We start from the raw sequence: 13466 nt of genomic DNA, 5'->3' as shown, positions 1-13466 counted from the left end.
ACTCAGCCGACCCACCACCCGGTGCGCTGGCCGCGATGAAACTGGATGGTCTTTTCCTCGGTATAGTCCTCGACTGCGCGCTTGCCGAGTTCGCGTCCCAGACCGGACTGCTTGTAGCCGCCGAAGGGCAGTTCGGGATAACCTTCCATGAACGTATTCACCCAAACCGTCCCCGAACGCACACCGCGCGCCACCGACATGCACGTGTCGACGCCGGCGCTCCACACCCCTGCAGACAAACCATAGGGCGTGTTGTTGGCAATGTGCAATGCCTTTTCAATCGTTTCAAAAGTGAGCACGGACAGCACCGGTCCGAACACTTCCTCGCGCGCGATCGCCATATCCTCTGTAACGTTACGGATGATGGTCGGATCGAGATATTGGCCGGCATTGGATGCAAGCCGGGCGCCGCCGGTGAAAACGTTGCCGCCGTCTGTTTTCGCCGCCGTTACATAGCCGGCTACCTTTTCCACATGATCGGCCGAGATCATCGCGCCGACCTTGGTGCGGTCGTCGAGCGGATCGCCGACGCGGACCTTCTGGGACAGCGTCTTGACCGCGTTGAGGAAGTCGTCGGCAATCGCCTCATGCACGATCAGGCGGCTGCCGGCATTGCAGCATTCGCCGGCGTTGAAGAAGCCCCCGAACACCGCGGCATCCGCCGCGGCTTCGAGGTCGGCGTCGGGGAAGACGATCTGGCCGTTCTTGCCGCCGAGTTCCATCGAGACCTTCTTCAAGGAATCGGAAGCGGCGGCCATGGTCATCTTGCCAACGCGGGTCGAGCCGGTGAAGGACACCATCTCGACCAGCGGATGGCTGACCATCGGCGCGCCGACATCGGCGCCGAAGCCGGCAAGGATGTTGACGACGCCTGCAGGAAGCCCTGCCTCGAGCAGGATGTCGCCGAGCACGAAGGTCGAGGCCGACGTCATCTCGCTCGGCTTCACCACCGCCGTGCAGCCGGCGGCGAGCGCGAAGGGCAGCTTCTGGCTGACGATCAGGAAGGGGAAATTCCACGGCGTGATGATCGAGACGACGCCGATCGGCTCGCGCAGCACGACGCCCAGCATATCGTCGCCGAGATTGGCGTAGCTTTCGCCATGTAGCGTGCGGGCGAGCGAGGCGGCATAGCGCCAGATGTCGATCGCGCCGCCGATCTCGCCGCGCGCCTGGGCGATCGGCTTGCCGGATTCCAGCGCATCGAGGCGGGCGATCTCTTCCAGCCGAGTCTCGATCAGGTCGGCCGTCTTCAGCAGAACCGCCGCGCGTTCCGATGCTTTCATGCGTGGCCACGGGCCGGTCTCGAAAGCCTTGTGCACCGCCCGAACCGCAGCCTCGACGTCCGCTGCGCCTGCTTGCGCATAGCGGGACACGACAAAGCCATGGCCGGGGCTGGCGCGCTCGATCGCGCGGCCATCGCGCGCTTCGATATGCTTGCCGTCGATCAGGAGCTTGTAGGTCTTGGGCGCCTGGGACGCCTCGGCCGGCATGACAATGTTGAGCGGTGCGTTCATCGTCTCTTCTCTAGGATCTCGAAAAGGCCGGTTTCTGCTTGGCCTTGAAGGCGCTAACGCCGGTTTTCAGGTCGGCGGTGAGCGCTATGAAACCACTGGCCAGCGCCTCGGTCGCGGCGGCGTTTTCCTCGCCCTCGGCAATGCCGATCATCAGCTTGGCGGCCTCGGTTGCCAGCGGCCCGCGCTCGGCGATTTTTTCTCCCCAAGCTTTCGCTTCGTCGAACGCCTTGCCGGTTTCTACGACACGGTCTACGACGCCGAGCGCAAGCGCGTCAGAGGCCAGCAAAATCTCGCCACCCAGCGCCATGCGCCGCACCACTTGCGCGCCAAAGCGGCGCACGGCGCGCTGCGTGCCGGACCAGCCGGGCACGACGCCGATGGAGGTTTCCGGGAAGCCCAGCTTCACCTGGGTTTCGGCGACGCGGAAATCGCAGGCCGCCGCCAGTTCCAGCCCGCCGCCCAGCGCATGGCCGGACAGCACCGCGATTGTCGGTTGCCGCAGGCGCGCCAGCCGGTCGAAGACGCGGTGGCCGTAGCGGACCCATTGCACCTGGAAATCGGCCGCGCTCATCGTCCCCCAGGCCTCGACGTCGCCGCCGGCGCAAAAGCCCTTGCCATCGCCACCGATGAGCACGGCGCGAACGCCCTCGGCCAATTCCGCTTCGTCAAGCGCTGCTTCGAGCGCACGCAGCATCGGGATGTCGAGCGCGTTGAATTTATCCGGCCGCCGCAGTGTGATGATGCCGACGGCGCCGTCCTGTTCGAAGGTGACGAGACGCTCAGCCATGCGCGCCTCCGAGCGAGGCGCCGCCATTGAGCGTCAGGCCGATCGTCCGGTCCTGATAGAGCGCCGCAGGCGTCATCTTGAGGTCATTGGCGACGCCAAGCGGGATCTCGGCCTGCGCCAGCACGTCGCGCTCGAGGTCGATGCCGGGCGCCAACTCCGTCACCATCAGGCCGTCGGGGGTCAGCTTCATCACGCAGCGTTCGGTGACATAGGTGATGTCCTGGCCTTGCGCGACGGCGCGTTTTCCCGAGAAGGAGATGTGCTCGACCTCCTCGACAACCTTCTTGACCTTGCCTTCCTGATCGATGCGGATGGCACCGTCAGCCAGAGAGAGCTTGGCGCCGGCATTGAAGAAGCCGGAAAAGACGATCTTCTTCGCCCGCGCCGTGATGTCGACGAAGCCGCCGGCGCCGGCCGTCACATGCGGCCGCGCCGAAAGCTTCGAGACGTTAACCGAGCCGTGGCGGTCGATCTGCAGGAAGGAGAGCAGCGAGGCGTCGAAGCCGCCGGCCTGGAAGTAAATGAACTGGTGCGGCGAAGGCATGATCGCCTCGGCGTTGGAGGCGCAGCCGAACTTGAAGTCGAGCAGCGGCACGCCGCCGACCGCGCCCTGCTCGATCACCCAGGTGACCTTGCCGTGCTGGCCTTCTTCGAGAAGGATGCGCGGCACGTTGGCCGAGATGCCGAAGCCGATGTTGACGGCCATACCGTCGCGCAATTCCATGGCGACGCGGCGCGCGATCACCTTCTGCACGTTCATCTCGGCATTGCGGAAGCTCGACAGCGGCCGGAAGATTTCGCCCGAGATCGCCGGATCGTAAGGGGTCTGCGTCGTCTGCAGCTGGTCGGGCGCCACCACGATGTGGTCGACCAGGACGCCGGGCACGCGCACGTCATGCGGTTTCAGCGTGCCGTTCTCGACCACGCGCTTGACCTGCGCGATGACGATGCCGCCATTGTTGCGGGCCGCCAGCGCCTGCTCCAGGCCGCCGAGATAGGCGCCCTCATGCTCGTAGGTCAGGTTGCCGCGCTCGTCGGCCGTGGTGGCGCGAATGATCGAGATGTTGGGGACGATGGCGCGGAAATAGAGCCATTCCTCGCCGTCGAACTGCTCAACCGAAACGATCGGCTCGCTGGCCGCCGCATTCATGGCGCAGCCCTGGTGACGCGGATCGGCGAACGTGTCGAGGCCGACCTTGGTCAGCACGCCGGGGCGCTTGGCGGCGGCCTCGCGATGCATGTCGAACAGGATGCCGGATGGCACGTTGTAGGCGGCGACGGAATTGTCGCCGATCATCTTCCAGATCCGCGGCGGCTCGGCGGAGGAGGGGCCGGACGGATAGGAGCCGCAAAGCGTGCGTTTCAACAGACCCGGCTTGGCGAGATGGTCGATGCCCTTGATGCCGTACATGTCGCCGGCGGCGATCGGGTGCAGCGTGGTGATCGCCTTCGGATGGCCCTCCGCGTCGAAACGCTCGCCGATCGCGGCAAGCACGGCGTCCGGGCAGCCAAGGCCGCTCGACGACGACACAGAGACGACCATGCCGTCCTTGATCAGGCTGGCGACCTGGGCCGCGGAAACAACCTTGCTCAATTTCCGCTCCCGAGTTTCGGATCGATCGAAACAGTCTTGCCGGTCTTCGCCGACTGCAAAGCCGCTTCGGCGGAGGCCAGCGACCAGATGCCGTCCTCGCCAGTGGCCGAAGGCTGGCCTTCGCCGCGGATCGCGGCATGGAACTGGCGCAGCGAGCGGGCGTAGAGGTCCTCGCGGTCGAAGCTCAATTCTTCTTCGCCCTTGGCCGTGCGCAGCAGCACCGAGCCGACCGGCTTCTGCGTCATCACATTGGTGGCGATCAGCGAGCCTTCCGAGCCATGCACCTCGAAGCCGGTGCCGGCGAATTTTGTCGTGAAGCCTTCATGCGACTGCGCGATGACGCCCGACTTGAAGCGCCAGATGCACATTGCACCGTCCTCCAGGCCGCCGCCGGCCATGCCTGCCGACTGCGTGAAGGCCGAAATCTCGACAGGATCGTCGCCGAGCACGAAGCGCAGCGTGTCGGCATCATGCACGGTGATGTCGAGCACCACGCCGCCGCCGGCCTCGGGTTTGGCGATGCGCCAGCCCTGCAGGTTCTCCGGCAGGTAGACGGAGTGGAAGACGCGCGCCGCGACTGGCTTGCCGATGCGGCCGGCGGCAATCGCCTCGCGCATGGCGCGATGAGCGCCGGCATTGCGCAAATGGTGGTTGGTGCCGAAGACGATGCCGGCGGCCTTGGCTGCCGCAACCATCTTGCGGGCATCGGCGCTGGTCAGCGCCAGCGGCTTTTCGCACAGCACATGCTTGCCGGCCTTGATTGCAGCAAGACCCTGCTCGAGATGCAGTTCGTTGGTGGTCGAGATGTAGACGACGTCGATGTCGGCGTCGAGCAGCGCGTCGAGGGTCGAGACGGCGGCCGCAATGCCGTTCTCACCGGCATAGGTCTTGGCGCGCTCGGGATTCGAGCTCATCACGGCGGCGACCTCGCCATCGGCCTGCGCGCGGATGGCATCGATCACGAACTGTCTGGCGATCGTGCTCGCGCCGATCAATCCCCATCGCACTCTCATGCCGCGTCTCCCACCTGGCTGTTGCGTTCCGGGCCGCTGCTTTCCCGCACGACCAGGCTGACGGCGCCGATATGGTCCTCGGCGCGCGTGGTGCGCGACTGAATCATCTTCAGCATGACGTGGGCCGCGCGTTCGCCGAGACCCGCTGTGTCGACGGCAACGCTGGTCAGCGCCGGACTGTAGTGCTCGGCCTCGGCGACGTCGTCGAAGCCGACGACGGCAAAGTCCGCTCCTGCTTCCAGATTGCGACGACGCAGCGCCAGCATGGCGCCGAAGGCGACCGCGTCGTTGAAGCAGAGTGCCGCAGTTGGCGGTTCGGCCGCGGCGAGCGCAGTCTCCAGGCAGGCCATGCCTCCCTTGCGGCTGGTCTCGCCCTCGACGATCAGCCGGTCGGAGGCCGGAATGCCGATCGTTTCGCAAGCCTCGAGGAAGCCGCCCAGGCGCTCGTGATAGACGACGAGATCGGACGAGCCGCCGAAGAACGCCAGGCGGCGATGGCCCTTGCGGATCAGATGCTCGGTGGCAAGCACCGCGCCGCGATGATTGTCCGGCGCGATCACCGGGATGCGGCTGTCGGGCAGGCGGCGCATGGCAAAGACGATCGGCACTCCGGCCGTCTCGATGCGGCGGAAGGCGCCCGGCGTGGTGCCGCGCGCCGGCGAGACGATCAGTCCGGCGACACCCTGCTCCATCAGCGATTTCAGCACCTCTTCCTGGCGCACCGGGTTTTCCGCCGTGTTGGCAATGAAGGGGACGACGCCCGCCGCCTGGAAGACGCGCTCCATGCCAACGGCAAGCTCGGCGAAGAAGGGGTTGGTGAGATCGTTGATCACCATGCCGATGACGTTGGAATGGGCCTTGCGCAGATTGGCGGCGCCGCGGTTGTAGACATAGCCGACATCCTCGATCGCCTTGCGCACCTTGGTCGCGGTTTCAGGCCGGATCAGCCCGCTGCCCTGCAGCACGAGCGACACCGTCGATTTGGACACGCCGGCCTCGCGGGCGATGTCCAGGATCGTTGCCTTGGCCCGGCTGGCCATCCTCGTCCCGTCCTCCGTGTTTTTTGAACGAATTTATTGGAACGTTCTAATCATCGTTCGAAATCAGAGTCAATTGCGATTCCGATAAGATTCAAAAAATTGATTGGAGCGGTTCAAAATCTCAATGAATGCAAGGATTATCCTCTAGAGACACGATGCTTCACCGGCTGGGGCGCCTTGAATCATAAAGGTTCTTGATTTATTGGAACGTTCCATTTATAGCGGCCGCAACGGGAGAGTTCCATGGACATCATCTTGCCTGCGGCAAACTGCGGCCGGGTCAGCTACCGCCTCGTCGGCAAACCGGTCGAACCGAGCATGGGCGCGCGGTTTTCACGCATCGCCTATGCCGCCGCCCATGTCGTTGCCGATCCCATCGCCATGACCAATCCCTGGTCTCGGCCAGCGGTCGACTGGGACAGGACGATGGCGTTTCGCCATCATCTGTGGCGGCTCGGCTTCCGCATCGCCGAGGCCATGGACACGTCCCAGCGCGGCATGGGTTTCGACTGGGCGAGCGCGAAGGAACTGATCCGACGCTCGATCGCGGAGGCTAAAACGGTGCCGGGCGCCGACCTCGCATCGGGGGCGGGGACAGATCACCTTGCGCCGGCTGCGGCCAAGACGCTCGACGACGTCATCCGCGCCTATGAAGACCAATTCGCCTTCATCGAAGGCGAGGGCGGCAAGGCGATCATGATGGCGAGCCGCGCTCTGGCGGCGGTGGCCAAGGGGCCCGACGATTATGCCCGCGTCTACGACCGCATGCTCTCCCAGGCGTCGGGCAAGGTCATCCTGCACTGGCTGGGCGACATGTTCGATCCGGCGCTCAAGGGCTACTGGGGCAGCAACGACTTCGACGCCGCGCTCGACACGGTCGTCGCCATCATCGAGCGGCACGCCGACAAGGTCGAGGGCATAAAGATATCGCTGCTCGATGCCGAGAAGGAAGTGCTGCTGCGCGACCGGCTGCCCGGCGGGGTGGTGATGTTCACCGGCGACGATTTCAATTATCCGGAACTGATCGCCGGCGACGGCAGGAAACACTCGCACGCGCTGCTCGGCATCTTCGACGCCATCGCGCCGGTGGCAAATGCCGCGCTGGCGAAGCTGGCAGACGGTGACAAGGCTCGTTACGACGCGCTGATGGCGCCGACCGTGCCGCTGTCGCGCAAGATCTTCGAAGCGCCGACAGAATACTACAAGGCCGGCATCGTCTTCATGGCCTGGCTGAACGGGCATCAGGATCATTTCACGATGGTCGGAGGCATGCAGTCGGCGCGCGGCATATGCCATTACGCGGACGTCTTCCGGCTCTCCGACCAGGCCGGCCTGCTGGCAGACCCCGATCTTGCTACCGCCAGGATGAAGGCACTGCTGGCGACGGCGGGCGTCTGAGCCGATCCCCCGTGAGGGGATTTGCGTTCCGCCGGCAAATCGTATTCGCTTCCCAAATTCAGGATGAGCGCGGCAATGCGGCGATCGCGGCGGCTGCCAAGATCGGCGATCGGTCCGAACGAGACGCGTTCAATCGGCGAGTTCATGGTGTAGGCCGGCAATTATCAGGGAGAGCGCTTCAGCGTGAAAGGATACTGGCTCATCGTCGGAACCAAGATTTCGGACCAGGAGGCGCAGGCCGAGTACAGCCGCCTCTGGATGCCGATCGGCGAAAAATATCAGGCACGAACGAACACGACAAAGCAGCCGCCTCTGCTCGTCGAGGCGCGCGATGCCAAGCGCATGGTCCTTGTGGAATTTCCGTCGCTGGAGATCGCCAAGGCCTGTTACGCGGACCCGGATTATGAGGAAGCCATGCGCTTCGCGCTCAAGGCGTCGAACCGCGTGCTCGTGATGTTCGAAGGGGATCTCAAGTAGTTGAGCCGCCGGAGTGTTCTCAGCCAGATGGCTTGACTAAGTTATTCGGAAGGCGTGACAAGGATTGAACTTGTGGCCCCTGCAATGTCAATGCAGTTCGTTCTCTGATTTCATTGCGAAATGGGCCAAAAATGAACGTGAACAGAGCAAAAACATTCGAAATATCTGTGCCGTTCCTGTGCCAGAGAGTGCGATCTTCCCTGTGTGTCAGCCAAAGGAAAAGGTGCCGTTTCGGCGGGCCGGCAAAATACGATACTCAATCGAGCGGTTATCGAATTCTTCGCGAATAACGGTCATTTGATAGCACGACACATGGCGTTTTGCCGGGACGCCTCTAGAACACTCGGGATATCTACTTCAACGAAGGGGCAACAAAGATGGGCTACCGCGTTACTGCTGTTGGGATCGCGCTTATTTTTTTGGGACTTGGTGCAGGCCAGGCCGCCGCATGGGGGAACTCGAAAACCCTCGAAAGGACAGCGCTTTCGGGGAAGGAAATCAAAGTCTACGACGGAGCTAGCGTTAACCCCGACTGCTCGAACGCGGGCCCGGTCGATCTGAAGGCGGTTTCCGGACCGAGTCACGGGAAAATCTCCATCGTCAACGCGAAGACGTTTCCTCACTTCACCAAAAGCAACATTCGATGGAAATGCGATTTCCGTAAGGTGGACGGCATAAAGGTGCTGTACCGGTCCATGTCAGGGTTCAAAGGCCATGACCAGATCGCCCTGTCGGTACACACATACGATGGCGCATCCTACAGCATCACGATCAACGTGAAGGTTGAGTAGCGCAATTCGCGTTCCCTCGGAGGGCACCACGGCCACCACCCGCCCGTTCACCATCGCCGCGGACGCACCTTGAACGCTATCGATCCCGTCTCAACCTACATCGCCGCCATCGGCGCCGTGATGCTCGCCATCGCAGTTTGGCGCTACCGGCAGCGCGATTATGATCGGGATGGCAGCAAACGCTCTCATGGCCGTGCTGCTCTTGCCGCCTTAGTTCAGACGAGCCCTGTCATATGATTGAGCAACATTGCGCAAGCCGCGTATCCGGCCAACGAAACCAGTGGAAAGGCATAGAAATCTATATCAATGCATGGATGCTAATTTAGCCTTCTCTTTGGCCGACTCACCCTTACCGAGTCGGTTAGGCCCGGCGGTTCAACCCAACGCAAACCCCAACGCGGAACTGTCGGGCCGCTCTATGGGGAAGGCGTCCAGTTCTTGCGCTGCTCCGACGCGCTGGCGCCCTTCGTTGCCGACAAGGCGCCCAGGCGGAATTAGCTGGCCAGACATACGATACCCGGCCTGCGGGAAGTCGGGGGACTAGGGCAGACAGGCCGGGCCCTTACCCCGGATTGCTGCGCGGGGCAGGCGAATATTATGCGCCAATTGGCAGGTTTCTGCATCAATGATTTTAGTGACAACTAATGAAATTAGGCCGCGCAACAAAAATCCCGCCGACAGAGGCCTACGGGCTGTTCAGCGAGGGGAATCCATCGCAGCACGGCTGCGTGCACTTTCACAAATATTAAGACGCCGCCTGCTCACGTCGCCACCGGGCGCGACCAGTGGCTGCAATGCTCCTAGCCGGTGTGCTCGGGGTCTAGTGCCGGAGATCGGCGAAGTTATTGGAAGGATGGTGGGCGTGACAAGGATTGAACTTGTGACCCCTGCAATGTCAATGCAGTGCTCTCCCGCTGAGCTACACGCCCATCCGAAGCCGCGCATACACCACTTTTGATCCGGCGCGTCAATAGCGGGAATGTGGAAAGACGGCTTCCGTTTGTCGCATCGGCGAAGCGCCTGCCGATGGGGCCTCAATGCGAACCAGAAGACGGCTCAGGCCGCCTGCAGCATCTTCTCGACCTCGTTGACGAGATCGCGCAGATGGAAGGGCTTCGACAGCACCTTGGCGTCCTTGGGTGCCTTGGAATCGGGATTGAGCGCGACCGCGGCAAAGCCGGTGATGAACATCACCTTGAGGTCCGGATCGATCTCGGTGGCGCGGCGGGCCAGCTCGATGCCATCCATCTCCGGCATGACGATGTCGGTCAGGAGCAGCGAAAATGGTTCCTCGCGCAGCCGCTCATAGGCGCTGGCGCCATTGTCGAAATCGCTTACCTGGTAGCCGGCGCGCTCCAGCGCCTTGACGAGGAAGCGGCGCATATCGTCATCGTCTTCCGCCAGCAGAATGCGTGCCATCATATCCCGTCCGAATCACCCGCCCCAAGCCTGCCGCCGGGCAAGACCGTTAACCATTCTGTATATGCGGTCGCGCCGGTAAACATCAAGTGAATGAAGGGCATCCGACATCCGGCTCGGGGCGCGGTTTCACCGCCTGAAATGCTGGACATGCCGGGCGCAAGATGGCAATTTCATGCCATGATGCAGTGCTGTTTCCTGGTTCGTACAAATTGAAGACGGCAGCCGAGGATTTTTCGGTCGTTCCACCCTTCGAAATCCGATCGGGCGCCGAACAGCGCGTGCCTTTCCTGTTCAACTCACCGCATAGCGGCCGCCACTATCCGGAGCGCTTCCTGGCCATGGCGCGGCTCGACCGCAACGCCATTCGCCGGTCGGAGGACTGCTATGTCGAGGAGCTCTTCGGCGGCGCCGTGGCGCTCGGCGCGCCGTTGCTGGCCGCCAATTTTCCGCGTGCCTATCTCGACGTCAACCGCGAGCCCTGGGAACTCGATCCGCGCATGTTCGCGGAGCCAGTGCCGTCCTTCTGCAACATCCGCTCGGCGCGTGTCGCCGGCGGGCTCGGCACGGTGCCGAAACTGGTCGGCGAGGGGCTTGATATCTATCCTGGCCGGCTGCCGCTGGCCGAGGCGGTGGGACGCGTCGAAGCGGTGTACAAGCCCTATCACGAGACGCTTAAGCGGCTCCTGACCAGGACGCATGCCAGGTTCGGCTATGCCGTGCTGATCGATTGCCATTCGATGCCGGCCAGCATCCGCGTCGGCGACAATGGTGTGCGGCCCGACTTCATCATCGGCGACCGGTTCGGCATTTCGGCATCGCCGGCGCTCACCGAGATGGCCATCAGCCTGCTTGTCGACATGGGCTACTCGGTCGCGCACAACAAGCCCTATGCCGGAGGCTTCATCACCGAGCATTATGGCAGGCCGGCAAGGCATCTGCATGCGCTGCAGATCGAGGTCAATCGCGGGCTTTACATGGATGAGCGGACGTTCCAGAAATCGGCCGGCTTCGACGCTTTGGCCTGCAACCTGACCCGCTTCTCGGCCGATTTGATGTCGATGCCCGACCATCATTTCGTCGATTTGCCGCTCGCGGCGGAATGACGGCGCGGTCGGCGCCGAGTTCTTATAAACGCAATTCCGGACGGAAAACCGCTTCACACTTTTCCTGGAATTGCTCGAAAAAAAGACCGCATCGTTTTCACGACACGGTCGAAGTCTAGGGAGGAAACGCCCAAGGAGGGCATGGACAGGAAAACCTGTCCGATGACAAAATTATTGTGCGCCGCACAAATGTCAATCGACAGCAGGCTTTTTTAATTCAATATGATGTGGAAATTCCGCTTCGGCGGCTCAGATGTGACATTCGGGCAACAGAAAACGGGCATCTGGCCGGTCTTCAGCGCGGCTGTTCCGTGAGAAAGAGCGGCTGGCAAAGGCCGCGATGGGGAGAGCGACTTGGATATCAGCACCGATTTCATGCGGCGCATCGCGCATGCCGCCGCCGCCGAAACCTTGCCGCGCTTCCGCAGCCAGGGGGTGGTCACCAACAAGCTTGCGGGAAGCTTCGATCCGGTGACGGAGGCCGATCGCGAGGCGGAGCGCGCGATCCGGGCGCTGATTTCCGCCGAATATCCCGAGCACGGCATTCTCGGCGAGGAACATGGCAGCCAGAACCTCACCAGCCGGCATGTCTGGGTGATCGACCCGATCGACGGTACCCGCGCCTTCATTTCCGGCGTCCCGGTGTGGGGAACGCTGGTCGGGTTCACCGTCGACGGCGACGCGGTCGCCGGCATGATGTCGCAACCTTTCACCGGCGAGCTGTTCTACGCCAACGCTTCCGGCTCGCACTACGAGGGACCGGGCGGCCCGCGCAGGCTCGCGACCCGCAAGACGACCGACCTTGCGCAAGCGACGCTGTTCACGACCACGCCGGCCCTGTTCAAGGGCGATGCGCGCAAGCGTTACGACCAGTTCGAGACAAAGGTGCAACTCGCCCGCTACGGCACCGACTGCTACGCCTTCGCCATGCTGGCCGCGGGCAGCATCGACATCGTCGCCGATCCGGGCCTGAAGCCCTACGATATCGTGGCGCTGATCCCGATCATCGAGAAGGCCGGCGGCGTCATCACCACTTTCGAAGGCGGACCGGCGGAAAAGGGCGGCGACGTATTGGCAGCGGCGACGCCCGAGCTTCACGCGGCGGCGATGGCGGCGCTGCGCGGCTGATGCGCCCAGCGGCAAGGGCTGGTCGCCGCAGGACTTCGATCGCGCTCAGGGAGCGTCGCCGGTGCCCGGAATGAAGGCGTCGAAGGCAGCCAGGAGCTGCTCGCGGTAGATGTCCTTCTCCTGCAGGATTTCGTGCTCGGCGCCGTCGATCATCAACAGCGAGCCGACGCGCAGTTTCCTGGCATAGGCTTCCACCGCCCTCGTCGAGACCACCCGGTCGGCGCCGGCGGCGACGATCAGCATCGGCACCTTCACCCTGGCCATGAAATCCGGATCGCTGACGGCTTCCGCGGCGGCAGCGGCGGCCTTCAGCCAGCGGATCGTCGGGCCGCCGAGCGCGAGCTGCGGCCAGGCCTCGTAGATCCCGACATTGCGTCGGTAGCGCCCGGGATCCGAGGTCACCTTGTTCATTTCGAAAGGCGGCGGCACTTTCGGCCGCGGACCGAGCGCGGCATAGAGCCAGCCGAGACCCAGCGCGCAGAAGACCGCGCAGACGCGCCGCACCGTGCTTATCGAAACCGGCAGGTCGGGCACCGCGAGGAAGGGCGTCAGCAGCACCATGCGGCGCACGCGGTTGACCATCGATGGCGAGGCAAGCAGCGCAATCACCGCGCCCGTGGAGTGGGCGAGGATGTAGTAAGGGCCGCGGCAGTCAGGCAGCACGATCTCCTCGAAGAATTGCTCGAGGTCGCGCGTATAGTCGCGAAAGCTGCGGACATAGCCGCGCTGGCGGTCGCGCAGCAGGCGGCTGGAATCGCCTTGGCCGCGCCAGTCGAGGACAGCGACGCTGAAGCCGCGATCGGCGAGATCGCGAATGGTCTCGAAATATTTCTCGATGCATTCGTTGCGCCCGGTCAGCAGAACCACCGTGCCCTGCAGCGGGCGGCTGACAGCGGCAAAGACGCCGTAGCGGATCTTCTTGCCGTCGCGCGTGATGAAGAAGCCGCCTGCGGCATTCTGCGGCGCGGGATTGTCTTCTGTGTGATGGAAAAGATCCGTCATTCGGCGCGTCGATGGTTGCTCTTTTGCCCGGACGGGCGAGGCGTCGGCATGGTGATAGACGGCCAGGCGGCAAAAGCAAAGGCGTTGCGAGGATTTACGCGGCTGCCAGCGCAGGGGGAAGGCCGGAAGTGCCTGCGGCGCACTTCCGGCCTCTGTCGATCCGGGAGGAAGGGACGTTGCACCCGGTTCGGCCTCGT

The 13466-nt window shown here is 63.3% G+C and carries 13 protein-coding genes and 1 tRNA gene; 6 read left to right on the top strand and 8 right to left on the bottom strand.

Annotation, left to right across the window (positions count from 1 at the left end; all coding sequences use genetic code 11):
* Positions 1-2: 2 nt before the first annotated feature.
* From FJ414_RS05945 to FJ414_RS05925, 5 genes are read right to left on the bottom strand one after another with little or no spacing between them, the layout of a single operon-like run.
* On the bottom strand, positions 3-1514 hold the full coding sequence (locus tag FJ414_RS05945; RefSeq protein WP_140642308.1) for an aldehyde dehydrogenase family protein: 1512 nt from the start codon (positions 1512-1514) through the stop codon (positions 3-5).
* Positions 1515-1524: 10 nt separating this feature from the next.
* Positions 1525-2301 carry an enoyl-CoA hydratase/isomerase family protein gene (locus tag FJ414_RS05940; RefSeq protein WP_140642306.1) on the bottom strand — a complete coding sequence of 259 codons (777 nt, stop codon included), beginning with the start codon at positions 2299-2301 and terminating at the stop codon, positions 1525-1527.
* Entirely contained in the window at positions 2294-3895 is a 1602-nt protein-coding gene (locus tag FJ414_RS05935; RefSeq protein WP_140642303.1) for an acyl CoA:acetate/3-ketoacid CoA transferase, read from the bottom strand. Before FJ414_RS05935 ends, FJ414_RS05940 begins: the two co-directional genes overlap by 8 nt.
* Entirely contained in the window at positions 3892-4908 is a 1017-nt protein-coding gene (locus FJ414_RS05930; protein WP_140642301.1) for a Gfo/Idh/MocA family oxidoreductase, read from the bottom strand. The genes FJ414_RS05935 and FJ414_RS05930 overlap by 4 nt, the downstream gene beginning before the upstream one ends.
* Positions 4905-5948 carry a LacI family DNA-binding transcriptional regulator gene (locus tag FJ414_RS05925; protein ID WP_140642298.1) on the bottom strand — a complete coding sequence of 348 codons (1044 nt, stop codon included), beginning with the start codon at positions 5946-5948 and terminating at the stop codon, positions 4905-4907. The genes FJ414_RS05930 and FJ414_RS05925 overlap by 4 nt, the downstream gene beginning before the upstream one ends.
* A 243-nt stretch (positions 5949-6191) precedes the next feature.
* Between FJ414_RS05925 and FJ414_RS05920 the strand changes: the two genes are divergently transcribed.
* From FJ414_RS05920 to FJ414_RS31395, 4 genes are all read left to right on the top strand, one after another.
* A complete protein-coding gene (locus FJ414_RS05920; RefSeq protein WP_140642296.1) occupies positions 6192-7346 on the top strand; it encodes a dihydrodipicolinate synthase family protein in 1155 nt (384 codons plus the stop codon).
* Between the two features lie 183 nt (positions 7347-7529).
* A complete protein-coding gene (locus tag FJ414_RS05915; RefSeq protein WP_140642294.1) occupies positions 7530-7823 on the top strand; it encodes a DUF1330 domain-containing protein in 294 nt (97 codons plus the stop codon).
* Between the two features lie 377 nt (positions 7824-8200).
* Positions 8201-8614 carry a hypothetical protein gene (locus FJ414_RS05910; RefSeq protein WP_140642292.1) on the top strand — a complete coding sequence of 138 codons (414 nt, stop codon included), beginning with the start codon at positions 8201-8203 and terminating at the stop codon, positions 8612-8614.
* A 69-nt stretch (positions 8615-8683) separates the two neighbouring features.
* Positions 8684-8851 (top strand): hypothetical protein, encoded by a 168-nt coding sequence (locus FJ414_RS31395; protein WP_181175468.1) that lies wholly within the window; start codon positions 8684-8686, stop codon positions 8849-8851.
* A gap of 617 nt (positions 8852-9468) precedes the next feature.
* On the opposite strand, the gene FJ414_RS05905 is transcribed toward FJ414_RS31395, so the two are convergent.
* Both FJ414_RS05905 and FJ414_RS05900 read right to left on the bottom strand, forming a co-directional pair.
* A tRNA-Val gene (locus tag FJ414_RS05905) sits at positions 9469-9543 on the bottom strand.
* A gap of 127 nt (positions 9544-9670) precedes the next feature.
* Positions 9671-10033: a response regulator gene (locus FJ414_RS05900; protein ID WP_006199474.1), complete on the bottom strand. Its 363-nt coding sequence runs from the start codon at positions 10031-10033 to the stop codon at positions 9671-9673.
* Between the two features lie 164 nt (positions 10034-10197).
* On the opposite strand from FJ414_RS05900, the gene FJ414_RS05895 reads away from it, so the two are divergent.
* Both FJ414_RS05895 and hisN read left to right on the top strand, forming a co-directional pair.
* On the top strand, positions 10198-11139 hold the full coding sequence (locus tag FJ414_RS05895; protein WP_140642290.1) for an N-formylglutamate amidohydrolase: 942 nt from the start codon (positions 10198-10200) through the stop codon (positions 11137-11139).
* Positions 11140-11493: 354 nt separating this feature from the next.
* A complete protein-coding gene (gene hisN, locus FJ414_RS05890; RefSeq protein WP_140642288.1) occupies positions 11494-12267 on the top strand; it encodes a histidinol-phosphatase in 774 nt (257 codons plus the stop codon).
* A 45-nt stretch (positions 12268-12312) separates the two neighbouring features.
* On the opposite strand, the gene FJ414_RS05885 is transcribed toward hisN, so the two are convergent.
* Positions 12313-13269, bottom strand: coding sequence for an alpha/beta hydrolase (locus tag FJ414_RS05885; protein WP_140642286.1), 957 nt, complete (start codon positions 13267-13269; stop codon positions 12313-12315).
* Positions 13270-13466: the final 197 nt, after the last annotated feature.

It is taken from the genome of Mesorhizobium sp. B3-1-6 (genome assembly GCF_006439555.1).
In the GTDB taxonomy this organism is placed as follows: domain Bacteria; phylum Pseudomonadota; class Alphaproteobacteria; order Rhizobiales; family Rhizobiaceae; genus Mesorhizobium.
The sequence above is the reverse complement of the archived record's forward strand: the minus strand, read 5'-3'. Positions and strand labels throughout refer to the sequence as shown.